This is a genomic window from Streptomyces sp. NPDC001544 (genome assembly GCF_042894285.1).
GTDB lineage: Bacteria > Actinomycetota > Actinomycetes > Streptomycetales > Streptomycetaceae > Streptomyces.
The window spans coordinates 153,990-176,071 of sequence record NZ_JBIAVN010000005.1 but is presented as its reverse complement, the minus strand read 5'-3'; the positions used below and the strand labels follow the sequence as shown (position 1 = coordinate 176,071).

At 72.9% G+C, this 22,082-nt stretch carries 21 protein-coding genes and 1 pseudogene; 10 read left to right on the top strand and 12 right to left on the bottom strand.

Features of this window, described 5'->3' with window-relative positions:
• The 5 genes and pseudogenes from ACFY0F_RS15910 (at position 1) to ACFY0F_RS15890 (ending at position 4,644) form a co-directional block, all read left to right on the top strand.
• On the top strand, positions 1–1,281 hold the full coding sequence (locus ACFY0F_RS15910) for a low temperature requirement protein A (protein WP_388793532.1): 1,281 nt from the start codon (positions 1–3) through the stop codon (positions 1,279–1,281).
• A gap of 259 nt (positions 1,282–1,540) precedes the next feature.
• On the top strand, positions 1,541–1,750 hold the full coding sequence (locus ACFY0F_RS15905) for a DUF6417 family protein (protein WP_388793531.1): 210 nt from the start codon (positions 1,541–1,543) through the stop codon (positions 1,748–1,750).
• Between the two features lie 137 nt (positions 1,751–1,887).
• Positions 1,888–2,439: pseudogene (locus ACFY0F_RS15900) on the top strand (GNAT family N-acetyltransferase); the annotation flags it as partial.
• Between the two features lie 70 nt (positions 2,440–2,509).
• Positions 2,510–3,574, top strand: coding sequence for a nitrous oxide reductase family maturation protein NosD (locus ACFY0F_RS15895; protein ID WP_388793529.1), 1,065 nt, complete (start codon positions 2,510–2,512; stop codon positions 3,572–3,574).
• 41 nt (positions 3,575–3,615) lie between these two features.
• On the top strand, positions 3,616–4,644 hold the full coding sequence (locus ACFY0F_RS15890; RefSeq protein ID WP_388793528.1) for a methyltransferase: 1,029 nt from the start codon (positions 3,616–3,618) through the stop codon (positions 4,642–4,644).
• 91 nt (positions 4,645–4,735) lie between these two features.
• Here the strand turns inward: ACFY0F_RS15890 and ACFY0F_RS15885 are convergent, their stop codons facing one another.
• The 10 genes from ACFY0F_RS15885 to ACFY0F_RS15840 all read right to left on the bottom strand — a co-directional run bounded on the left by ACFY0F_RS15885 (position 4,736) and on the right by ACFY0F_RS15840 (position 12,268).
• A complete protein-coding gene (locus ACFY0F_RS15885; RefSeq protein WP_388793526.1) occupies positions 4,736–5,068 on the bottom strand; it encodes a TcmI family type II polyketide cyclase in 333 nt (110 codons plus the stop codon).
• An 18-nt stretch (positions 5,069–5,086) separates the two neighbouring features.
• Positions 5,087–5,566, bottom strand: coding sequence for an SRPBCC family protein (locus ACFY0F_RS15880; RefSeq protein ID WP_388793524.1), 480 nt, complete (start codon positions 5,564–5,566; stop codon positions 5,087–5,089).
• A gap of 1 nt (position 5,567) precedes the next feature.
• Complete coding sequence (locus ACFY0F_RS15875; RefSeq protein WP_388793522.1) at positions 5,568–5,825, bottom strand: acyl carrier protein; 258 nt, start codon at positions 5,823–5,825, stop codon at positions 5,568–5,570.
• Between the two features lie 45 nt (positions 5,826–5,870).
• The gene (locus ACFY0F_RS15870) at positions 5,871–7,121 is read right to left on the bottom strand and encodes a ketosynthase chain-length factor (protein WP_388793520.1); all 1,251 of its coding nucleotides are present in this window, start codon (positions 7,119–7,121) and stop codon (positions 5,871–5,873) included.
• Positions 7,118–8,386 carry a beta-ketoacyl-[acyl-carrier-protein] synthase family protein gene (locus ACFY0F_RS15865; RefSeq protein WP_388793518.1) on the bottom strand — a complete coding sequence of 423 codons (1,269 nt, stop codon included), beginning with the start codon at positions 8,384–8,386 and terminating at the stop codon, positions 7,118–7,120. Before ACFY0F_RS15865 ends, ACFY0F_RS15870 begins: the two co-directional genes overlap by 4 nt.
• Positions 8,383–8,820 (bottom strand): cupin domain-containing protein, encoded by a 438-nt coding sequence (locus ACFY0F_RS15860; protein WP_388793516.1) that lies wholly within the window; start codon positions 8,818–8,820, stop codon positions 8,383–8,385. The genes ACFY0F_RS15865 and ACFY0F_RS15860 overlap by 4 nt, the downstream gene beginning before the upstream one ends.
• Positions 8,821–8,887: 67 nt before the next feature.
• On the bottom strand, positions 8,888–10,015 hold the full coding sequence (locus ACFY0F_RS15855) for a SchA/CurD-like domain-containing protein (protein WP_388793514.1): 1,128 nt from the start codon (positions 10,013–10,015) through the stop codon (positions 8,888–8,890).
• 256 nt (positions 10,016–10,271) lie between these two features.
• Positions 10,272–11,192 (bottom strand): hypothetical protein, encoded by a 921-nt coding sequence (locus ACFY0F_RS15850; RefSeq protein WP_388793512.1) that lies wholly within the window; start codon positions 11,190–11,192, stop codon positions 10,272–10,274.
• Between the two features lie 54 nt (positions 11,193–11,246).
• Positions 11,247–11,462: a tautomerase family protein gene (locus ACFY0F_RS15845; RefSeq protein WP_388793511.1), complete on the bottom strand. Its 216-nt coding sequence runs from the start codon at positions 11,460–11,462 to the stop codon at positions 11,247–11,249.
• 62 nt (positions 11,463–11,524) lie between these two features.
• A complete protein-coding gene (locus ACFY0F_RS15840; RefSeq protein ID WP_388793510.1) occupies positions 11,525–12,268 on the bottom strand; it encodes an SDR family oxidoreductase in 744 nt (247 codons plus the stop codon).
• A gap of 137 nt (positions 12,269–12,405) precedes the next feature.
• Here ACFY0F_RS15840 and ACFY0F_RS15835 point away from each other — a divergent pair, with 137 nt between their 5' ends.
• Positions 12,406–13,278 (top strand): helix-turn-helix transcriptional regulator, encoded by an 873-nt coding sequence (locus ACFY0F_RS15835; RefSeq protein ID WP_388793508.1) that lies wholly within the window; start codon positions 12,406–12,408, stop codon positions 13,276–13,278.
• Positions 13,279–13,465: 187 nt separating this feature from the next.
• Positions 13,466–15,613 (top strand): tetratricopeptide repeat protein, encoded by a 2,148-nt coding sequence (locus tag ACFY0F_RS15830; RefSeq protein WP_388793507.1) that lies wholly within the window; start codon positions 13,466–13,468, stop codon positions 15,611–15,613.
• A gap of 57 nt (positions 15,614–15,670) precedes the next feature.
• On the opposite strand, the gene ACFY0F_RS15825 is transcribed toward ACFY0F_RS15830, so the two are convergent.
• Positions 15,671–16,621, bottom strand: a complete 951-nt coding sequence (locus tag ACFY0F_RS15825) for a MerR family transcriptional regulator (protein ID WP_388793505.1) — start codon at positions 16,619–16,621, stop codon at positions 15,671–15,673.
• Between the two features lie 165 nt (positions 16,622–16,786).
• Between ACFY0F_RS15825 and pgm the strand changes: the two genes are divergently transcribed.
• The 3 genes from pgm (at position 16,787) to ACFY0F_RS15810 (ending at position 20,820) form a co-directional block, all read left to right on the top strand.
• On the top strand, positions 16,787–18,427 hold the full coding sequence (gene pgm / locus ACFY0F_RS15820; RefSeq protein ID WP_388793503.1) for a phosphoglucomutase (alpha-D-glucose-1,6-bisphosphate-dependent): 1,641 nt from the start codon (positions 16,787–16,789) through the stop codon (positions 18,425–18,427).
• A gap of 55 nt (positions 18,428–18,482) precedes the next feature.
• Positions 18,483–18,929: a hypothetical protein gene (locus ACFY0F_RS15815; protein ID WP_388793501.1), complete on the top strand. Its 447-nt coding sequence runs from the start codon at positions 18,483–18,485 to the stop codon at positions 18,927–18,929.
• A gap of 196 nt (positions 18,930–19,125) precedes the next feature.
• Positions 19,126–20,820 (top strand): FAD-dependent oxidoreductase, encoded by a 1,695-nt coding sequence (locus ACFY0F_RS15810; protein ID WP_388793499.1) that lies wholly within the window; start codon positions 19,126–19,128, stop codon positions 20,818–20,820.
• Here the strand turns inward: ACFY0F_RS15810 and ACFY0F_RS15805 are convergent.
• On the bottom strand, positions 20,817–22,055 hold the full coding sequence (locus ACFY0F_RS15805; RefSeq protein ID WP_388793498.1) for a cytochrome P450: 1,239 nt from the start codon (positions 22,053–22,055) through the stop codon (positions 20,817–20,819). The genes ACFY0F_RS15810 and ACFY0F_RS15805 overlap by 4 nt on opposite strands.
• Positions 22,056–22,082 lie beyond the last annotated feature (27 nt).

The window sequence follows — 22,082 nt, the reverse complement described above, 5'->3', positions numbered from 1 at the left end:
ATGAGCACCATGCGGGGCCGCGACCCCGGCGAACCGCACCGGTCCGCCACCCCACTGGAACTCTTCTACGACCTGTGCTTCGTGATCGCGGTGGCACAGGCGTCCGCGAGCCTGCACACGGCCCTGACGCACGGGTTGTACGCGTCCGGTGCCCTGCGCTTCGCGCTGGTCTTCTTCACCATCTGGTGGGCGTGGATGAACTTCACCTGGTTCGCCTCCGCCTACGATCCCGACGACGTGCCCTACCGGTTGACGGTGTTCGTCCAGATCACCGGCTCGCTCGTGCTCGCGGCCGGTGTGCGCCGGGCGTTCGAGGCGGGCGACCTCAGGATCGTCACGCTCGGATACGTCGTCCTGCGCTCCACCCTGGCGGCCCTCTGGCTCCGGGCCGCGCTGTCCGACCCCGCCCGGCGCAGGACGGCGCTGCGCTTCGCCGGGGGAGTGACGGCCTGCCAGCTGGGCTGGGTGGCTCTGCTCGGTGTGCCCCCCGTGCTGCGGCTGCCCGGCATGGCCGTCCTGATCGCCGCCGAACTCTCCGTGCCCGTGTGGGCGCAGTCCGCCGGGATGACACCCTGGCATCCGCACCACATCGCCGAACGCTACGAACTGTTCACCCTCATCGTGCTCGGCGAGTCCGTCGCCGCCGCCACCGTCGCCGTACGCAGCGCCTTCGACCGGCACCAGGGCACCGGGGCGCTCGCCGCGGTGGCGGCCGGCGGCCTGCTCACGGCCTACGCGATGTGGTGGCTGTACTTCGCCCGGCCCGCGCACACACTGCTCGCCACGACGCACCGGGCCCACCGCAGGCGGTTCCCCTGGGCCTACGGCCACTACCTGGTCTTCGCCGCGGCGACCGCCGAGGGGGCGGGGCTGGCCGCGTACGCGGACCACGTCACGCGGCACACCGGCGCCTCGTCCCCGGCCGCCGGAGCGGCGGTGACCGTTCCGGCGGCCGTGTTCCTGGTCACGGTCTGGGCCGTGCACCTGCGCCCCCACCAGGCGAGGGTGGCCGAGCGGCTCCCGTACCCCGTCACCGCGGCCGCCCTGGTGCCGGCCGCCTGGTCCCCGGCCCCCGCCCTCGTCGCGGGCGCCCTGCTGGCGGTGCTGGTCGCCCTGGGGCCGGCACATGCCGGAGATTCCGGCCCATCTGCAGATGACACGGGGGAGCCCGTGTCCGACGGGATGTGTGCGAGCCGGCGCGCGGCCTGGGCGGACGCCGAAGGCGCAGGGGAAGCCGGCCCCCGCGGAACGTCCGAGGGCGGTGCCCCGGAAGGTTCTTGACCGGCACACCGATTATCCGTCGATCAGACCAGCGGGGGATCCCGGAGTCATCAGCGTCCGTCCCGTCCGCCCGTCCCGGAGATCCGGAGAGCCCGGGCCCGAGCCGGAAGACGTCCTGGACCTGGTCCGCCGCTCCGGCCTGACGATCGACCCGGACCAGCGCACCGGACGGGTGCCGCTCCTCGGACTGCCGGGTGTGGAGGACGTCCGGCTCGTACGGGCTGCGTGACCCGGACCAGACCGGGTACGTTGCCCCATCATGGACGGCTACGACCCCCCAGACCTGGACGAGATCGACTTCCTGCCCGGATACGGCACCGCCGAGCGGCTGGCGGAGCTGTACCAGGAGGAGTCGCAGGACCTGCTGGACCTGCTGCAGGCGGGCACCGCACAGGACGGCCAGCCCGTGTCCCCCGAGGCCCGCCGCATGGCCCGCGAGATCGCGACCCGTATCCCCTCACCGAACTGACCGGCCGGACCCCGTGCGGCGCGCAGCCGCGGCGCGCAGGCCGCGGGGCGGCCCGTGCCGACCTGCCGCGGCCGCGTCGGGTGGCGCCACGGGCCGCCGGGTGGGCGCGCCGCCGAGCCGGGCCGTCGAGTGGTCCACTGCGGCCCCGACTGGAGTTCGCCCCCGACGCCGCGCCCGCCGTGGCACCGGCGCTCGTCCGGGCGGGCTTCACCGTCGAGGCCCGGCACACCTACCTCGTCTGTACACCGCAAACACTGGCGGTGCCGTCGTTCGCCGGTGGGCCGGTGGCCGAGGTCCCCCGCACGGAGGAGGACTACGCATCGATCGAAGCGGCCCTTTCCGAGGCGTTCGCCGGTGAGTTCGCGCCTTCCCCGGAAGGCACCGCCCGGCTGCGCCGCACAGCCGACAGCGGCGGAGCCGTCCGCTTCGTCCGGGCCCCCGACGGCTGCGCGGGTGCGGCGACCTGCTCCCCGCCCGCCGCGGGGACCGCGGAACTGGCGGGCGTGGGCACCCGCCCGGCCCACCGGGGCCGGGGCATCGCCGCGTCGGTGACCGCGGCACTCACCGAGACGATGTTCACCCGGGGAGCGCGGTCGGTCTGGCTGGAGTACTCGGGCGAGGGATCCCGCCGGGTGTACGAACGCGTCGGCTACCGGCCCGGCGGCACCCGCCTCTACATGTCGCTCTGAGGTGACGTGACACGCCGCCGGACGGCTCATCCGGGCCGTCCACGGTCATATGCGACGTAACGTGCGGAACATGAAGAAATGTCATACCGTCTACGGCGCCTGCGCCGCAGCGCTCCTCGTGGCCGGAGTCGGCGCGGCCGCGCCCGCCGGCAACTGCCCCACGCTGCACGTCGTGCGTCCGGGGCAATCGATCCAGAAAGCGGTGGACGCGGCCAAGCCGGGAGACACCGTGCTGGTCACCGCCGGCACCTACCGCGAGAGCGTGAAGATCACCACGCCGTGGCTGACCCTGCGCGGCGACGGCCGGAAGACGGTCATCAGGCCGGGCAAGAAGAAGTCCGACACCAGCTGCGCCGGGTACGGCAACGGCATCTGCGTGGCCGGGACGAAGAGCTGGCGCGTCGACGGCGTCACCATCGCCGACCTGACCGTGACCGGCTTCGCCCGGGCCGGCGTGTTCGCCGTGGGCACCGACCACCTGACCGTGCGTCAGGTGACCGCCGACAAGAACAAGCTGTGGGGCATCGCCGAGGAGCGGTCGGTGCGCAGCCTGGTCCGGGGCAACACCGTCCGCGACAACGGTGACGCGGGTGTCTTCCTCGCCAACACGATGCTCACCGAGGCGGGCGCCAAGGACACCAGGGGCACGATCGTCGACCGCAACGTGCTGAAGGGCAACCGCATCGGCGTCACCGTCCGCCGCCTGCGCAACATCACCGTCGCGCACAACGACGTGACCGGCAACTGCGCCGGGGTGTTCGTCGTCGGCGACGAGAACAAGCCCAAGGCCGGTAAGGCGACCGTGGCCTACAACAGCATCGTCAAGAACAACAAGTACTGCCCGAAGACCGCCCGGCTGCCCTTCCTGCAGGGCTCCGGCGTCGTGCTGACCGGCGCCGAGGACTCCCTGGTGACCGGCAACGTGATCACCGGCAACGCCGGCAGGTCCCCGCTCTCCGGTGGCGTCGTCCTCTACAAGAGCTTCGTGGGTACCACCAGCGAGCGGAACCGGATCCACGACAACCGGGTGAAGAACAACGCGCCGGCGGACCTGGTCAACCAGGAAGCCGCCAAGCGGAACAACACCTTCGCCCGCAACAACTGCGCGAAGTCCAAGCCCGCGGGCCTGTGCTGACCGGCCGAACCCGTCCGTAACCCAAGGAGGAGAGGCGGCACATGACGACCGCACCCACTGCCCCACCGCCGTCCATGCGGCTGAGGGAACTCGTCTTCGGGGCGGCGTGTGCCGCCGCCCTCCGCGCGGCCGCCCGGCTGGGCGTCGCCGACGCGCTGGGGGACGGCCCCATGGCCGTGGCGGATCTCGCGGCCGCGGTGAAGACCGAACCGGGGCCCCTGAGAAGGCTGTTGCGCGCGCTGTCCTGCTACGGCGTGTTCGCCGAGCGGGAGGACGGGACGTTCGCGCACACCGACATGTCCCGGCTGCTGCGCGAGGACGACCCGCACAGCCTGCGCTACATCACGCTGTGGTGCACCGAGCCGTGGACCTGGGACGCCTGGCCGCGCCTCGACGAGGCCGTGCGCTCCGGCCGCAACGTCGTGGAGGACCTGTACGGCAAGGAGTTCTTCGACTACCTCAACGAGGACGCCCCCGAGTCCGCCGACGTCTTCAACCGGGCCATGACGACCTCCAGCAAGCAGTCCGCCCGGGAGGTCGCCGAACTGCTGGACCTGTCCGGGGCCAAGTCGGTCGCCGACATCGGCGGCGGCCAGGGCCATGTGGTGGCCAGCCTGCTGGAGAAGTACCCGTCGATGCGGGGCACCCTGCTCGACCTGCCCCGTGTCGTGGAGAACGCCGACCCCCGGCTGCGCCCGGGCGGCTCGCTCGCCGACCGGGTCCGCATCGTGCCCGGCGACTGCCGCGAGGCCATCCCGGTGCAGGCCGATGTGTACATCATCAAGAACATCCTGGAGTGGGACGACGAATCGACCGCCCGCTGCCTGCGCAACGTGATCGAGGCGGGCGGGCCCAAGGCCCGGGTCGTGGTCATCGAGAACCTCGTCGACGACACCCCGTCGATGCGCTTCAGCACCGCCATGGACCTGTTGCTGCTGCTCAACGTCGGCGGGGCCAAGCACACCACCGAGAGCATGGTCGGCCGGCTGACCGCCGCGGGCCTGGTCATCGACGAGATCGGCCCGGTCAACCCCTATCTGCACGCGTTCGACTGCACGGTCCCCGGGTGATCCGGGACAAGCCGCGCAGAACACCGGTCGCCGGGCCCGCGACGCTGCGGGCCCGGCGACCGGTGGCCGTCCGCGGGAGCGGACGGCGGGTTCAGACGGCCCGGTCGCGCTCCCAGAGGTAGAAGCGCCGGGCCATCGCGTCCTTCGGCGAGCGCCAGGTCTCGGGGTCGTACGCGCTGACGTACGCCGACAGCCGCTCGCTGACGTCCCGGAACTCCGGGTGCCCGGTCACCTTGGCGATGGCCGGGCCGGGCTCCTTCTCGGACTCGATGAGGTGCAGGTACACATCACCGAACTGGAAGAGGCTGCGCCGGGTGACACCGACGAGGTGCGGCAGCTCTCCCCGGTCGGAGTCCTCGAAGATCTTCGCGATGTCCGGGGCCGATCCGGGGGCCATCCGGGCCACGATCAGGGCTTGGTGCACGGTGTCTCTCCGTCCGGCTCAGTCGGTGAGGCCCGGCTGGGCCCCCCGCTCGGCGGCGGCCTTCTCGATCCGGTCGCGGATCAGGGCCATCTGGATCTTGGAGTTCTTGTTGATGTTGTCGGTCATCCAGTCGTCGTCGACCGGGGCGTCGGGCTTCATCGCGAAGTCCTGGGTCCAGATCATCCGGGTGCCGCCCGGGACCTCCTCGTAGCGCCACCGGATGTTCATGTGGGCGAACGGGCCGGTCTCCACCCGGCGGGCCTTGACGGTGAGGGTGGGGCGGTCGGTCTCCCGTTCCGAGACCCAGCTCCACACGGTGCCGTTCTCGTCGGGGTGCATGGTCAGCCGGAAGGTGGTCTTGTCCCCCTCCTGGGACAGGATCTCGGCACAGGCGTACTCGCTGAACAGCTGCGGCCAGTTCGCCACGTCGTTGGTGATGTCCCACACCAGGTCCACCGGTGCGGCGATGGTGATCTCGTTCTGCGTGTGTCCAGCCATGTCAGGCTCCTGCCAGAAGGGCGCTGTTGACGAGGTCGAGGAACTCCCGGGGCGTCTTGCAGCGCTCCGCGTCGGGAGGCATCGGCGTGCCGTGCCTGTTCTCCAGTTCGCCGACGATGCCGAGCAGGCCGAGCGAGTCGATGCCGAGCTCGCCGAAGGCGGTGTCGGGGCGGTCCGACAGCTCCTGGGGGCTGACGGTGATCCCGGCCGCCTTCTTCATGAGTTCGGCCAGTTCTTCGACGGTGATTTGGGCACTCATGTCGTTCCTCTCTCTCCTTGCTTGGGTTCCGCTCCGGCGACCTCGCTACGAGGCGTCGGCGGCGCCGTGCCGGAGCACGAGCGCCGAGTTCGACCCCATGAGGCCCCGGCTGAGGACCAGCGCCGTACGCAGCTCGGCGGCGCGGGCCCGGCCGGTCACGAGGTCGAGGTCGTGGCAGACGTCGACCACGTTCGGGGTCGGCGGGATCAGACCGTGCTCCATCGCGAGCACCGCGGCCGCCGTGTCGAGCACGGGAGCCGCGCAGTAGCCCCGTCCGGTGCCCGTCTTCGGTGCCGTCACCGGCACCCGCCGGCCGTGGCCGCCCAGGGCGTCGGCGATCGCCAGCGCCTCCGCCCGGTCCGCCGCCGGCACCCCGAGGGCGTCGGCGAAGACGACGTCGACCTCCTCGGGCGCACAGCCGGCCTCCTCCAGCGCACCGCGGATCGCCTCGGCGAGTCCCTCCCGGGACGCCTCCCAGCGCGAGGCACCGGTGAAGGTCGCCGCGTGCCCGGCGAGGACGGCCCGCACGGGCAGCCCGCGTTCCCAGGCCGAGGCGACCTCCTCCACGACGAGCATCGCGCCGCCCTCGGCGGGGACGAAGCCGCAGGCACCGTCCGTGAACGGGCGGTAGGCCCGCGCCGGATCGTCGACGGTGCTCAGCTCCTCGTAACCGAGCTGGCACACCATCGAGTACGGCGCCAGTGGCGCCTCGGTCGACCCTGCCACGATCACGTCGGTGCCGCGCCGCACGGCCCGCGCCGCGTGCGCCAGGGCGTCCAGACCGCCGGCCTCGTCGGCGGCGACCACCGAGCAGGGCCCCTTGAAGCCGCGGCGGATGGAGACCTGCCCGGTGCTGGCGGCGTAGAACCAGGCGATGGACTGGTACGGGCCGACGAACCGGCTGCCCTTTCCCCACAGCCGCTGCAGCTCCCGCTGGCCGAACTCACCGCCGCCGGAACCGGCCGCGGTGACCACGCCCACCGAGAACGGCGCCTCGTCGGTGTCGGCCTGGCCGAGACGGGCGTCCTCCAGTGCCAGATCGGCCGCGGCCATCGCGAAGTGCGTGAACCGGTCGGTCTGGACGAGGAACCGCTCCTCGACCGCCGCCGACGGTTCAAAGCCGCGGACCTCACCGGCCACCCGCAGCGGCAGCTGCTCACAGCCCTCGCGGGTGACGCGGTCCAGGACGCTCATGCCTTCCTCGGTGGACTTCCAGAAGGCCTCCACGGTGGTTCCGTTCGGCGCGACCACGCCGATCCCGGTGACGGCCGCGCGCCGCGGATACGGTTCGCTCATGGTGTCCTCTCCCTCGGCCGGGTCAGGATCACCGCGGACTGGAAACCGCCGAATCCACTGCCCACGGACAGGACGCTGCTCAGCTTCCGTTCGCGGGCGACGCGCGGGACGTAGTCCAGGTCGCACTCGGGGTCGGGGGTCTCGTAGTTCGCGGTGGGCGGTACGACCTGGTGGGCCAGGGCCAGCACACAGGCCACGACCTCGATCGCCCCGATCGCTCCCAGGGAGTGCCCCACCATGGATTTGATGGAGCTCATGGGCGTGTCGTAGGCGTGCTGCCCCAGCGCCCGCTTCACCGCGGCCGTCTCGTGGCGGTCGTTCTGCCGGGTGCCCGAGCCGTGCGCGTTGACGTAGTCGATCGCGGTGCCGTCGAGCCGGGCATGGTCCAGGGCGACCTCGATCGCCCGGGCCATCTCCAGGCCCTCGCTGGTCAGACCGGTCATGTGGTAGGCGTTGCCGAAGGTGGCGTAGCCGCCGAGCTCGCAGTACACGTGCGCGCCGCGGGCCCGGGCGTGCTCCAGCTCCTCCAGGACGAGCACCGCCCCGCCCTCGCCCATGACGAACCCGTCACGGTCGTTGTCGAAGGGACGGGAGGCGTGGGCGGGATCGTCGTTGTTCGGGGACGTCGCCTTGATCGCGTCGAAGCACGCCATGGTGATCGGCGAGATCGGCGAGTCCGAGGCACCGGCTATGCAGATGTCGGCCCGGCCCTCCTCGACGGTGTGGAAGGCGTACCCGACCGCGTCCAGACCCGAGGTGCAGCCGGTCGAGACCGTCTGCACCGGACCGCACGCCCCGAACCGCTCCGCGACCGCCGAGGCGAGGGTGCTCGGCGAGAACGCGCGGTGCAGCTGCGGCTCAGCCTCCCGGTGGTCCACGTCCCAGCGCTGCCCGCGGTGGCTGACCAGGACGTAGTCGTGCTCCAGCCGGGTGGTGCCGCCGACGGCGGTACCCAGGGACACCCCGACCCGCCACGGGTTCTCCCTGGCGAGATCGAGACCGGAGTCGCGGACGGCTTCGTCACCCGCGACCAGGGCGAACTGGATGTACCGGTCCGCCCGCGCGGTCTGCTCCGCGTCCAGTCCGTACGCCGCCGGGTCGAAGTCGCACTCGGCGGCGATCCGTGAGCGCAGTCCGGCCGGGTCGAAGAACGTGATGCCCCGGGTCGCGGTACGGCCGCCGGCGAGCAGGTCCCAGAAGGCCGGAACGCCGATGCCGCCGGGTGCCACGATGCCTATGCCGGTGACCGCCACCCGCCTGGTCATGACCGGCTCCCGCCCGCACCGGCCCCCTCGGCGGCGACCGCGGCGGGCTCGGCCTCCTCCGTGTCGACGTGGCCGAGCGGCGGACTCGGGGCCAGCGGGCCGAGGTGGAAGACGATCCGGGCCTCGACGTCACCGACGTTGCGGAACCGGTGGCGCATGTGGGCGGGGATCATCAACCCCTGCTCCGGCCGCAGCGGATGCGGCTCGCCGTCCAGGTCCACCTCCAGCTGTCCGCAGACGACGTAGACGAACTCCTCGGAGTACGGGTGGTAGTGCTCTGCGATGCGGTCGCCGGGCTGCACGATGGCGACGCCCATGAAACCGCTGGTCGCGCCGACCGTGGTGGGGGTGAGCAGGGCGCGCAGGTCGCCGCCGCGCCTGGTGTTGGGCTCGATCTCGCTGACATCCACGATCTTGGGACGGGGTCTGGTCACGACGTTCCTCCGATGCTGTGCTGCGTCGACGTGGGGGGTGCGGCCGTCGCGGGCCGGGGGCTGCCGGTCAGACCTCGGGCGACCGGCGGTCGGTGATGAGGGCCATGCGGGCGGACTCCAGCAGGCGCGCGGGGTCACCGCTCCTGGCGCCGGCGTCGAGGAGCGTGGTCAGCTCGGCCGCCTGCGAGGGGTCGGGCAGGCCGAGGGCGACGACGGGATCGGCCGCCTCCAGGGCGCCCCGCATGTCGATCAGCCGTACGACGACGTCGTCGCGCTGGAAGATCGTGCTGCGCAGGATCGGGCTGCGCGGATCCTTCGCCGCCAGCGCGTCCTGCTCGGAGAGGACCTCGGCCAGCCGCATGCCCAGACCCTCCCGGGCCGGGTAGTACAGGGCGTGCCGCTGTGCCTCGGCAATCTCCTGGGCCTGTGTCACGTGGTGCACGGCGGGCAGGGCCGCACGGGTGAAGAAGACCCGGGCGGACTCCTGGTCGTCCAGGTCCCGGTCCTGCTCCAGATAGGGGTTGATGGCCTCCTCGACGGCCCGCACCTCGGGCTGGCGGGCGACGTGGCGCAGCGCCGTGAGCAGGTCGCCCCGCACCTCGATGGCCCGGACCACGCGGTTGCCGTGCATGTACAGGGAGGTGCGGCACAGCCGGGTGGTGTCGTCGACCTGCGGCTCGGGCGAGGCGTAGCCCGCCAGGATCTCGGCGACCTTGTCCTCGCTGCCCGGCTTGACCGTGAAGGTGAGGGCATGGCGGACCACGCCGTCACCGATCCGGGGAGCCGCCTGCAGTCGGCGCTTGCCGGCCGTGGCGTCCGTGTCCGTCTCGCGGACGATGTGGAAGCGCAGCGACCGGGTGTCCCGGACGCAGGAGTGCAGCGGTTCCACCATCCGGACGTGCTCCTCGCTGTTCACCCAGGACAGGAACGGCGGGGCGCTCTCCCACTCACTGGTGATGAGCCACTGCGAGGGGTTCTCGATCGACTGGCACAGCTGGTCGCTGACGTGCCCGGGAACGGAGGCGACCTGGTTGCACAGCTGCTCGTAGGCTTCCAGGAACTGCTGCTGGGCTCCGTCGTAGACGTCCACCAGCAGGACGACCCGGAGCCTGGAGCCGTCGAACACGGACTGGGAGACATGGTGCGACGCCTGCCGCACCGACAGTTCTGAAACCCGTTCGGACATCGTGGTCATCCTGTGCGCATCTCCTTCGCGGGCCCCTGTGCCTGGTGTCAGGGGCGGCCGGTGGGCGGAACGGACAGCGACCGGCGCGCCGCGCAAGTAAACGCGCCGGTCGCATGGGCACGATCCTGCGCCGTGCCGTGCCACACCACGAGCGCAGCGGGGTAAGTGGGTGAAGGGTGCTCCGTCCGGGTTCGCCCGGTCGGCCGGTACCCGGCCCGGACCGGGCGCCGCGGCGGCGCCCAAGTGCCGCGGACAAGAGGGCAGCTCAGGGATGTTCCGGCGCGTCAGGAGCGGCGGCGAGCCGGTCGGCCCGCTCGGCCGTCTCCCGGGCCTCCCGATCGGCGCGTGCCAACGCCTCGGCGGCGGCCGCGTGGCGCTTCGCCGCCCGCTGCCGCTCATGTTCCGCGCGTTGCTGCTCGCGTTCCGCCTGTTGCCGCTCGCGCTCCACGAGCCGCACGGCCTCGCGGGCCCGCTCCAACTGCCGCTCCGCTTCGGCCAGTCGGGCCTCGGCCTCCGTCTGCTCCGCACGCTTGCCACGCAGCCGCTCCGCGGCCCGCTCGGCCGCCTCGCGGGCGCGGTCGAGCTGCCGCCGCCGACGCTGCCGGCGCCGCTCGGCGAGCTCGTCCTCCGCCCGCACCGCAGCCGGGGGCGGCGGTGCGGCCGTCCGCCGGGCCGGTCCGCGCGGTACGCCGGGCGGAGCGGCGGCCCCGAAGTCCGAGGGCGGGGTGAGCGCGCCGTACAGCCGGCCGGCCGCCCACCGGTCGGCCGCGTCCGGATCGGCCAGCACCGCGCGCAGGGTGGACTCGACCTCCTGCCGCACCGCGTCCGACAGCCCGTGCCCGGCCTCTGAGGCCAGCTCGGCCGCCTGCCGGGACAGGGCGGAAACGATCCGCCGGCGCTGCGCGGACAGCTCCTTGAGCCCGGCGGCGTCCAGCGTGCGGTACGCCTCGCGCAGCGCCCGGCCCAGCTCCAGGAACTGCCGGCTCTCCTCGGGACGGGAGCGCAGCAGAAGGTTCGCGGCCCAGGCGGCCAGGGTGGGGCGGCGGGCGGCCCGGATCCGGCGGGCGTCTTCGAGACGCCCCTCCGTCCGGGCCGCGGCCGCCAGTTCCTCCCGGCGGGCGACGAACCGGCCCGGCGGGGTGGTGTACAGCTCGTCGAGCACCGACTCCACCGCGTCGTGGGGCATGTCCCCCAGACTCCGCCGGACCGGCCCGCCACGCACCCGCAGCGGGCCGGGGTGTCAGTCCTCGGGGGACTGCTGGAGCATGGCGAGGGTCAGTACGTTGCCGCCTATGCCCCAGCCGCCGTCCGTGACCTCCTCGACCAGGACGAGGGTGTTGGCGCGGGCGCGCTCACCGTAGAGGTCGACGTACAGCTCGGTGGCGCGGGTGACGATCTCCTCCTTCTGCTTCTCGTCGAGGCTTCCGGCGGGCACCTTGAAGTTGGCGAACGGCATGGTGTTTCTCCTTGGATGGAAAAGGGGGGTTGCAGAAGGGCTTTCCGGTGAGTGGGTGACCGTCAGACGATGCCGCCGTTGGCGCGGATCACCTGGCCGTTGACCCAGTGGCCGGCCGGCGACGCCAGGAAGGACACCACCGCGGCGATGTCGGCCGGGGTACCGAGACGCTCCAGCGGGGGCTGGGCGGCCAGCCGGGCGACCGTCTCCTCGTCCTTGCCGTCGAGGAACAGGTCGGTGGCGGTGGGCCCCGGGGCGACGGTGTTCACGGTGACGTCCCGCCCCCGCAGCTCCCGCGCGAGCACCATCGTGAGTGCCTCCACCGCACCCTTGCTGGCGCTGTACGCGCCGTACGAGGGGAAGGCCAGGCCCACCACGGAGGTGGAGAAGGTGATCAGCGCGCCGCCGGGGCGCAAGGTCCGCGCGGCCTCCCGGGCGACCACGAAGGTGCCGCGGATGTTGGTGCGGTGCAGCGCGTCCAGCTCCGCCAGGTCCAGTTCGGCGACCGGCGACAGGTACATCCGTCCGGCCGCGTGGACGACCGTGTCGACCCCGCCGAACCGCGACTCGGCGGTGGCGAAGAGCGCCGCCACGTCGTTCTCGTCGGCGACGTCGGCCCGGACGGCGACCGCCCGGCCGCCGGCCGCGGTGACCTCCTTGACGGCGGCCTCGGCCAGCTCACGGTTGCCCGCGTAGCCGACCACCACGGCGTAGCCGTCGGCGGCCAGCCGGCTCACCGCCTCCCGGCCGATGCCGCGCGAGCCGCCGGTGACGACGGCTGCCCTCGCCGCTTCCTGGGTGGACATGATTGCTCCTCTGACAGTGCGTGGTGCCGTGCTTGCGTCTCCAGCCTGGTCCGGTGTCTGCGCGGCAGCCATGGCTGTCCCCACCCAGGGGTTGGCAACCCCTGGCTCGGCCGGCCGGTGCGCGGGATCATGGCCGGGTGAACCAGTCCGAACTCGCCGCTTTCCTGAAGTCCCGGCGCGACCGGGTCCGCCCGGCCGACGTCGGCCTGCCCACCGGCCCGCGGCGCCGGGTGCCCGGACTGCGGCGCGAGGAGGTCGCCCAGCTGGCCGGGCTGTCCGCGGACTACTACACGGAGCTGGAACGCGGTCGCGGCGCCCAGCCCTCCGCCCAGGTCCTGGCCGCACTCGCCCGCGCGCTCCGGCTGAACGGCGACGAACGGGACCACCTGTTCCTCCTCGCCGACCGCCCGCTGCCCCCGGCGGCGACCGGCCCGACCGCGCACGTCCAGCCCGCCCTGCTCGGCCTGCTGGACCGGCTCACCACCACGCCCGCCCAGGTCATCACCGACCTGCACGAGACGCTCGTCCAGAACCCGCTGGCCAGGGCGCTCCTCGGGCCGCCCCCGGCGGCCACCGGACCCGCCGCGAGCTTCGTGTACCGCTGGTTCACCGACCCCGCAGCCCGCGCGGTCTACCCGGCCGAGGACCACCCCCACCACTCCCGGGTGTTCGTCGCGGACCTGCAGGCGGTCGCCGCCCGGCGCGGCAAGGACTCGGCGGTGGTCCGGATGGTCGCCGGCCTGCGCCGGCACAGCGAGGAGTTCGCGGCCCTGTGGGAGACCCGCGACGTCGCCCTGCGCCGCAGCGACCACAAGCGCATCGTCCATCCCGCCCTGGGCGTGATCGAGCTGGACTGCCACAACCTGTTCAGTGAGGACGGCCGCCAGCGCCTGCTGTGGTTCACCGCACCGCCGGGTACGGAGGGCGCCGCACAGCTGGAGCTGCTCTCGGTCATCGGCACCCAGGACCTGACGGACGGCAACCCGGCCCTGCCGACCGACATCCGTTGAGAGAAGCGGAACGGAGGGCGGCCGAGGCGACGACATGAGCGCACCCACGCCGGGCCCGTGAGTACCACGACGGGACCAACAGCGGGCGAATCGGCCGATCCCGTACCGCGGCGACGCGGGATGCCCTACCGTATAGCGCCGCGAAGCGGTCCATGCCGGGCCCGCACCGTCGCTGGGGGAGGACCGGGTGCAGACAGGGGACGATCGGCCCACGGGCCCCGACCGGTACCACGACCACGTCGACTTCCGGAACGGCCAGTTCCACGGGCCGGTGTCGTTCGGCGCCGGCTGCGAGCACGCGGCCCACGAGCCGACCGCCGTCTCCACCCTGCCGACGGTCCAGCCCGGCTTCACCGGCCGCGAACGCGAACTCGACCGCCTGCTGGAGGGATTACGGCCGGGCGACACCTCGTCCGCCGACTCACCCGTCATGTGGGCGGTGACCGGGCTGGGCGGCATGGGCAAGACGACGCTCGCCCTGCGGGCCGCGCAGATCGCCAAGGACAAGGGCTGGTTCACCGGCGGCATCCTCTTCCTCGACCTCGCGGGCTACGAGGACACCCCGGTGACGCCCGCGCAGGCCGTCATGTCCCTTCTGCACGCCCTCGACATGGGCGGCGCCCACCTGCCGTCCGAGGAGGTCGACCCCTACGGGGTGTACCGCGGCAAGCTGGCCCGGCTCGCCGACCTCGGCAAGCGGGTGCTCCTGCTCCTCGACAACGTGTGCGAGCCCAGCCAGCTCCCGCCCCTGCTCCCCGGTGATGCGGCACACCGCGTCCTGTTCACCTCCCGCGAGTCTCACCCCTCGCTGCCCGCCCGCGAGCTGTCCCTCGGCCCGCTGCGTCCGCAGGACTCCGCCGCGCTGATCGCCAGGGCGCTGCGCCTGCGCCAGGCGGACGACGACCGGCCGGAGCGGGAGGCCGAGGCTGTGCGCGAGCTGACCCGGCTGTGCGGCCACCTGCCCCTGGCCCTCCAGATCGTGGCCGCACTCCTGAGCGACCGCCCCTCACGCTGGCGTGTGGCGTCCCTGGTCGAGGAACTCCACTCCGGGACCGACGTCACCGACACACTCCGCAGCCAGGGCGTGGACCAGTACGGCAGGCCGCTGTCGCTGGCCCCCGTCTTCGAAGCCTGTGTGCGCCGGCTGCCCGAGGACCGGGCCCGGTCCCTGTGCCTCCTGGCCCAGGTACCGTGCGCCGACTACGGCACCGACACCGCCGCGGAGATCATGGGTCTCAGGGAGCACGCGGCACTGGACGTGCTCGGCGACCTGGCGCGGGCCCACCTGGTGACGTGGGAGCGGCACGGTGACGGGACGGCCGTACGCTGGGGCATCCACGCCCTGGTGCGCAGCTACGCGGCAGCCCTCGCCACGTCCGATCCCCGGCTGGCCGAGGAGGCGCGGACCGCGCGGGCGCGGGCCAGAGCGCACTACCACCGGCAGGCCGCGCACTGCGACCGCCATATGCCGGTCCCGGTCCACGACCCGTCTCCCGCCGCCACCGCGCGCCGGGACACCGCCCTGGCCTGGTTCGACAGCGAGCGGACCAATCTCGTGGCCGCGGTGCAGTGGCCGGACGAGGGTGACCCCCAGGCCCGGGTCGGGCTGGCGCTGCACCTGGCCAATTACATGCGCTGGCGCCGCTTCTTCGACGAGTGGGCCGCCGTCAGCCGCATCGCACGTGCCGTCGCCCAGCGGCTGGGGGACGAGTACGCCGAAGCCACCGCCTGCAATCACCTGGGCAACGCGCTCTCGCGCGGCGGACACCCCGTCGAGGCCCTCGAACCACTCACCCACGCGGCCCACCTCTTCCGGCGCATCGCGGATCCCACCGGTGAGGGCATGGCCTGGAACAACCTCGGCCTCGCCCACCGCAGGGCCGGGCACCACGATGTCGCCCTGGCCACCCATCTGCGCACCCGGGACCGCTTCCGGGCCCTCGGCGACGAGTGGAACGAGGGCCGGGCCCAGCACAACCTCGGCCTGGTCCTGGACGACATGGGCCGCCACACCGAGGCCGCCACCGCCTTCCGCCGGGCCTGCGAGCTCCACCAGGCGCACGACCGTATCTTCCACGGCGACTCGCTCAACAGCCTCGGCTGTGCCCTGCACGCGGCGGGCCGGGTCGAGGAGGCCGTCACCGCGTTGGAGGGTTCACTGCGCATCCGTGAGGAGTACGACAACTGGTACGGGACGGTGCAGACGCAGTACAACCTCGCGCGGTCCCTGGAGGCGGCGGGCCGACGGGCGGAGGCGGCACGGATCGAGGCGGCGGCGGACGAGACCTGTGCCCTCAGGGGCGTCAGCGCGGTCGGCTGCGGACATCACTTCTGACCGTCGAGCGGGCTCGCCGGCCGCCGCGGCCCGACGCCACCCGGGGAGCCGCCCCCGTCAGCCGGCCGCCGCCCGCGCGCGCAGCGCGGTGACGGACCACTGGACCACCGGTGCCACACGCTCCGGGGCCGGCCAGCCGTTGACCACGGCGAGCAGCTCGAGGTACCGGTCGCGGCGGGGCTCGTTCACGGCCGACAGGCGCCGCAGCAGCCATCGCTGCAACCCGGCGTCGTCGGGGCGGCCGAAGGCCCGGGCACAGTGCGCGGTGAGCGCCGCGACGACGGGACCCGCCTCGGGCGAGTCCGGGACGATGCCCGACCGCACGGCTGCCTGCGCGTGTTCGCGGACGATCGCCACCGCGTCGGGACGCGGCAGGACGGTGCCGCCGGGTTGACGGGCGGCCGCATGGTCGGCCACGCCGCGCCGCAGACCGGAGCGGAAGCCCGGGTCCAGGGACAGTTCCGCGAGTTCCACCCAAGCCCCGACCTGTTCGTCCGTGGGGTCGTCGGGAAGCTCGGGCGTCATGGAACGCCGGGCCGCGGCATGGCCCGGGCCGTCTTCGAGACCGTCGAAGACGGCTTGCAGGAAGTCGTCGACCAGGCGACGGCGTTCGGCCAGGGAGAGCCGGGCCAGTCGGTGCATGTGCTCCATCTCCTCGAACTCCTCGCAGGTGGGCCGGCGCCTGGCCACGGCCGTCAGCAGTGCGCGGCGCAGACGCAAGGCCCCGATCTGTGCCTCCAGGGCGGCGGCGTGCCGCGCGGCGACATCGCCGAGAGCCAGCTCCCGGTCCACGACCGAGCGGATCGCCGCGAGCCCCAACCCCAGTTCGCGCAGCGTGCGCACCAGGGCCAGCCGGGCCACGGCGTCGGGGCCGTACCGGCGGTGGCCGGCGGCGGTACGCCGGGCCGGCGCCACGATGCCGTGGTCCGAGTAGCGCCGGACGGTCTTGACCGTCAGTCCGGTGCGCCGCGCCAGTTCACCGATCGAGTACAGGGAATCGCCGTCCATGACCTCACCCTTCCGTCTCCCCCCGGGGGAGACGCAAGCCCGTGGCCGAGTGATCGGTCGGCGGCCCCTGGACGAGCGTGACGGTGGCGCACTCGCGTACAGACGTGCCGAAGGGGAAAGATGAGACGCCGAGCGAGACATCAACCGAAGCGGAGGAACGCACCCATGCCGCACGAGCGAGCGGGCACGCCGGCCGGTCCCGAGGATCTGGTCGACGTGGCCCGACTGGTCACCGCGTACTACGCGCTGCACCCGGATCCGGCCGAGCCCGGGCAGCGGGTCGCGTTCGGCACCTCCGGACACCGCGGATCGTCGTCGGCGAGCGCGTTCAACGAGGACCACATCGCCGCCACCAGCCAGGCCATCTGCGAGTACCGGGAGAGCCAGGGCACCGACGGCCCGCTCTTCCTCGGGGCCGACACCCACGCGCTGTCGGAACCCGCGAAGGTGACCGCGCTGGAGGTGTTCGCCGCCAACGGGGTGACGGTGCTGATCGACAGCGCCGACGGCTACACGCCGACCCCGGCGGTCTCCCACGCCATCCTCACCCACAACCGGGGCCGCACCACCGGACGCGCGGACGGGGTCGTCGTCACCCCTTCGCACAACCCGCCCGCCGACGGCGGATTCAAGTACAACCCGCCGAACGGCGGCCCGGCGGCCTCGGACGCGACCTCCTGGATCCAGGACCGGGCCAACCAGATCATCGCGGGCGGCCTGAAGGACGTACGGCGGGTCTCCTACGCCAAGGCGCTCGTCGCGGACACGACCGGCCGGTACGACTTCCTGGGCACCTACGTCACCGACCTGCCGAGCGTCCTGGACCTCGACGCGATCCGGGCGGCCGGCGTGCGCATCGGAGCCGACCCGCTGGGCGGGGCGTCCGTCGCCTACTGGGGGCGGATCGCCGAACAGCACGGGCTCGACCTGACCGTCGTCAATCCGCACACCGACCCCACCTGGCGGTTCATGACCCTGGACTGGGACGGCCAGATCCGCATGGACTGCTCGTCGCCGTACGCGATGGCCTCCCTCATCGAGCAGCGGGACCGGTTCGCCATCTCCACCGGCAACGACGCCGACGCCGACCGGCACGGCATCGTCACCCCGGACGCGGGACTGATGAACCCCAACCACTATCTCGCGGTCGCCATCTCCTACCTCTACAGCCACCGCGAGCAGTGGCCGGCCGGCACCGGCATCGGCAAGACCCTGGTGTCCTCCGGGATGATCGACCGGGTCGCGGCCGACCTCGGCCGGGAACTGGTCGAGGTACCGGTCGGGTTCAAGTGGTTCGTGGACGGGCTGATCGGCGGCACGCTCGGCTTCGGCGGCGAGGAGTCGGCCGGCGCGTCGTTCCTGCGCCGGGACGGTTCGGTGTGGACGACGGACAAGGACGGCATCATCCTGGCCCTGCTGGCCTCCGAGATCACCGCCGTGACCGGCAGGACGCCGTCCGAGCACTACGCCGAACTGACCGCCCGCTTCGGCGAACCCGCCTACGCCCGCATCGACGCCCCGGCGTCCCGCGAGGAGAAGGCGCTGCTGGCCAAGCTCTCGCCGGCCCAGGTCACCGCCGAGTCCCTGGCCGGGGAACCGGTCACCGCCGTGCTCACCGAGGCCCCGGGCAACGGCGCCGCCATCGGCGGCATCAAGGTGACCACCGAGCACGCCTGGTTCGCGGCGCGGCCCTCCGGCACGGAGGACGTCTACAAGGTGTACGCCGAGTCGTTCCTCGGGGCCGGCCATCTCGCCCAGGTGCAGGAGGAGGCGAAGTCCGTGGTTCTCACGGCACTCGGTGGCTGAGGACGGTCGAGGACTTCGGACGGGCCTGTTTGCCGGGCAACTGACCGGTAAGGCGATGTCCATGACTGAATCGAACAACGACACGAAGCGAACGTCCGACTCCCAGCAGGGGACGGCTGCCAAGGCCCGCAACGCCGCGGCCGACGCGACGGCTCCGGCGTCCCGGGGCGCGAAGAAGGCCGCGACGAAGGCGGATGACGCGGCGTCAGCGGCCAAGGAGGGCGCCGACAAGGCGACCGGGGCGGCGGCCGAGGCGACGACCGGGGCCGTGCAGGCCGGGGCCGAGAAGCTGGAGGCGGGCCGCCGGGCGGTCGTCGCGGCCTCCGGCCAGGTGGCGTCGACCGCCAGGACGGCCTGGACGGTCATCAGCCAGCGCAAGCTCGTCGCCGTGGCGGCGGGAGCCGGCCTGACCGCGGTGAGCGCCGCGTCGTACGCGGTGGGCCGCCGCGCGGGACGCCCCACGCAGGGTCCCCTCACCCGACTCACCGGCGGCCGTATCTGACACCCGGGGGCGGCCGTGCCCGCCCCCGGGCCCCCTTCCCGGGAGCCGTTCATCGCGATCCAAACCAGCAACTAGCCGGATCGGACGCCTCCGGCCGGGTGAACCGGCCCGAGCCCGTCTCCGTCCCGCGGGGCATGCATGACAGTCCCGGCCGTTTCCGGCCGAGTCGGGGGAGACGACGCGCTGGAGGCGAGTGATGAAGGAAAGAGCCGATTCCGCCGACCGCGGCACCCACCGGGTACCGGTCCTCATCGTCGGCGGTTCCCTGGTCGGCCTGTCCACCTCGGTGTTCCTGGGCCGGCTGGGAGTTCCGCACACGCTGGTGGAACGCCATGCCGGTACGTCCATCCACCCCCGTGGGCGCGGCAACAACGTACGGACCATGGAGCTGTTCCGGGTGGCCGGCGTCGAGCCCGGGATCCGGCAGGCCGCGGCCACGCTGGCCGGCAACCACGGCATCCTGCAGACCCCCACCCTGGTCGGCGACGCGGGTGAATGGCTGTTCAAGGAGATCGACCCGGGCGGCGGACTGGCCCGGTTCAGCCCCAGCACCTGGTGTCTGTGCAGCCAGAACGACCTGGAACCCGTCCTCCTCGACCATGCCGTCGGCCAGGGCGGCGACCTGCGGTACCACACCGAGCTGATGTCGTTCGACACCGACCCCGACGGTGTCACCGCGGTGGTCAAGAGCCGTGACACCGGAGAGCACACCACCATCCGCGCGGACTACCTGGTCGCCGCCGACGGCCCCCGCAGCCCCGTCCGCGAACAGCTCGGCATCGGGCAGAGCGGCCCCGGCGACCTGTTCCACAACATCAGCATGACCTTCCGCTCCCGTCGCCTCGCCGACGTGGTGGGCGAGCGCCGTTTCATCGTCTGCTACCTGACCAGCCCGGACGCCGACGGGGCGCTGCTCCCGGTCGACAACAAGGAGAACTGGGTCTTCCACGCCCCCTGGCATCCCGAACACGGCGAGACGCTGGAGGAGTTCACCGACGAGCGGTGCGTCGACCACATCCGCCGCGCGGTCGGTGACCTGGACCTCGACGTCGAGATCACCGGCCGGGCGCCCTGGCACGCCGCCCAGCGCGTCGCCCGCAGCTACCGGTCCGGCCGGGTCTTCCTGGCCGGGGACTCGGCGCACGAGATGTCCCCCACGGGGGCCTTCGGTTCCAACACCGGCATCCAGGACGCCCACAACCTCGCCTGGAAGCTGGCCGCGGTGCTCGGCGGCTGGGCGGGGGAGGACCTGCTGGACACCTACGACACCGAGCGCCGCCCGGTCGCGGAGGCGACCAGCGCCCGGGCCGCCGGACGTTCGGTGGAGCACAGCCACCCGGGTTTCGCCCCGGCCCCCGGCATGGGCAGCGGCGGCCCGCAGCGCGGCATCCTCAACGTCGCGCTGGGCTACCGCTACCCGCAGGGCGCGGTGGTGGACGCCGACCCGGCGACCCCGGTCGTCCCCGAGGCACTGCACCTGACCGGCGAACCGGGCAGCAGGGCCCCGCACATGTGGCTGCGGCGGGACGGGGAGCGCCTCTCCACCCTCGACCTCTACGAACGCGACATGGTCCTGCTCAGCGACGCGGAGGAGAAGGGCGGGACGGGCGGCTGGCACGAGGCCGCCACCCGCCTCGCCGAACAGATGCCGATCCCGCTGACCTCGTACCGCGTGGGCATCGGACCCGACGCCGAGCTGACGCCCGAGGGCGACGTGAACTGGGCGGAGCGGCACGGCACGACACCCGGGGGCGCCGTGCTCGTCCGCCCCGACGGGTTCGTGGCATGGCGGTCGCCGGGCCCGGTCGAGGAGCCCGCGCTGACCCTGCGCGAGGTCCTGGGCACCGTCCTGGCCCGAGCCGACCTCATCGGCCCGGGCGACCTGCCCTAGGCCCTGTCCTGGCCGTGCAGCCGCACGGGGAGCTCGAACAGGTCGTTCTGCGTCACCACCGGCTTGTTGCGCAGCTCGGAGGGGGGCACCGCCAGCTCCAGCCCGGGGAAGCGGGCGTACAGCGCGGGCAGTGCCACCCCGGCCTCCAGCCGGGACAGGGCCGCGCCGGGGCAGACGTGCGGGCCGTGGCCGAAGGAGATGTGACGGTTCCTCGACTCGCGGGTGATGTCGAAGTCACCCGCGGTCGGCCCGTGCGCCTTCTCGTCCCGGCCTATCGCCCCGTACGAGACGATCAGGGCGTCGCCGGCCGGGATCACCCGGTCCCCGACCGGCACGTCCTCGGTCGCGAAGCGGATCAGGACGTGCGAGGTCGGAGTCGACCAGCGCAGCGTCTCCTCGACCACCGCCGACCAGTCCGCCTCCCCGGACAGCACGAGCGCGCGCTGGTCGGGGTGGGTGGAGAGGTTGACGACGGCGTTGACGATCAGGGAGATGGTCGTCTCGTGGCCCGCGGCGACCATCAGCTGCAGGGTGGAGACGATCTCCTCGTCGGTGAGCCGGTCGCCGTCCTCGGAGGCGAGGATCAGGGCGCTGGTCAGGTCGTCGCCCGGCGCCGCCCGCTTGGCGGACACCGTCTCGGCCATGATCTGCGCCAGCTCCGTCAGGGTCGCGATGACCTCCTCGGGCGGGGTCTGGGTGGAGAAGAACTTCTCGAACAGCACCTTCAGCCGGGGCAGCCGGGCCTCGTCGAGCCCCATGAGGTCGGCGACGACGTACATGGGCAGCGGGTAGGCGAACTCCGCCTTGAGGTCGACGACGTCCGTGCCGGTGGGCAGCCGGTCGAGCAGCTCTTCGGTGAGCTTGGTGATCCGCTCCCGCATCCGCTCCACCCGGCGCGGGGTCAGCGCCTGGGCGACCAGGGTGCGCATCCGGCGGTGGTCCGCCCCGTCCACGGTCAGCATGGAGCGGCCCGGGTTCGCCAGGCCGATCAGCGGCCAGTCCGCGGGGATCTCCCCGCGTTGCCAGGCGCCCCACACGTTGATGTCCTTGACCAGACGCGGATCGGTGAGCAGCGCCTTGGCCTCGGCGTGGTGGGTGACGGCCCAGACGGGGACGCCGCCCGGCAGTTCGACGGCGGCGAGCGGACCGGCCGCGCGCAGTGCCGCGCCCTCGCCGTCCAGGTCGGTGACGAAGGGGTCGAGGGCGATCCGGGTTGCTTCGGTACCGGTCGTCATCGTGGCATGCCTCCAGGGCGGGCGGGT

Coding starts and splice junctions, on each gene's coding strand:
- ACFY0F_RS15815 (WP_388793501.1), top strand. CDS start 18,483: ATGTCCATGACTGAATCGAACAACGACACGAAGCGAACGTCCGACTCC.
- pgm (WP_388793503.1), top strand. CDS start 16,787: ATGCCGCACGAGCGAGCGGGCACGCCGGCCGGTCCCGAGGATCTGGTC.
- ACFY0F_RS15805 (WP_388793498.1), bottom strand. CDS start 22,055: ATGACGACCGGTACCGAAGCAACCCGGATCGCCCTCGACCCCTTCGTC.
- ACFY0F_RS15825 (WP_388793505.1), bottom strand. CDS start 16,621: ATGGACGGCGATTCCCTGTACTCGATCGGTGAACTGGCGCGGCGCACC.
- ACFY0F_RS15880 (WP_388793524.1), bottom strand. CDS start 5,566: ATGGCTGGACACACGCAGAACGAGATCACCATCGCCGCACCGGTGGAC.
- ACFY0F_RS15875 (WP_388793522.1), bottom strand. CDS start 5,825: ATGAGTGCCCAAATCACCGTCGAAGAACTGGCCGAACTCATGAAGAAG.
- ACFY0F_RS15895 (WP_388793529.1), top strand. CDS start 2,510: ATGAAGAAATGTCATACCGTCTACGGCGCCTGCGCCGCAGCGCTCCTC.
- ACFY0F_RS15810 (WP_388793499.1), top strand. CDS start 19,126: ATGAAGGAAAGAGCCGATTCCGCCGACCGCGGCACCCACCGGGTACCG.
- ACFY0F_RS15865 (WP_388793518.1), bottom strand. CDS start 8,386: ATGACCAGGCGGGTGGCGGTCACCGGCATAGGCATCGTGGCACCCGGC.
- ACFY0F_RS15870 (WP_388793520.1), bottom strand. CDS start 7,121: ATGAGCGAACCGTATCCGCGGCGCGCGGCCGTCACCGGGATCGGCGTG.
- ACFY0F_RS15910 (WP_388793532.1), top strand. CDS start 1: ATGAGCACCATGCGGGGCCGCGACCCCGGCGAACCGCACCGGTCCGCC.
- ACFY0F_RS15890 (WP_388793528.1), top strand. CDS start 3,616: ATGACGACCGCACCCACTGCCCCACCGCCGTCCATGCGGCTGAGGGAA.
- ACFY0F_RS15905 (WP_388793531.1), top strand. CDS start 1,541: ATGGACGGCTACGACCCCCCAGACCTGGACGAGATCGACTTCCTGCCC.
- ACFY0F_RS15850 (WP_388793512.1), bottom strand. CDS start 11,192: ATGCCCCACGACGCGGTGGAGTCGGTGCTCGACGAGCTGTACACCACC.
- ACFY0F_RS15840 (WP_388793510.1), bottom strand. CDS start 12,268: ATGTCCACCCAGGAAGCGGCGAGGGCAGCCGTCGTCACCGGCGGCTCG.
- ACFY0F_RS15855 (WP_388793514.1), bottom strand. CDS start 10,015: ATGACCACGATGTCCGAACGGGTTTCAGAACTGTCGGTGCGGCAGGCG.
- ACFY0F_RS15845 (WP_388793511.1), bottom strand. CDS start 11,462: ATGCCGTTCGCCAACTTCAAGGTGCCCGCCGGAAGCCTCGACGAGAAG.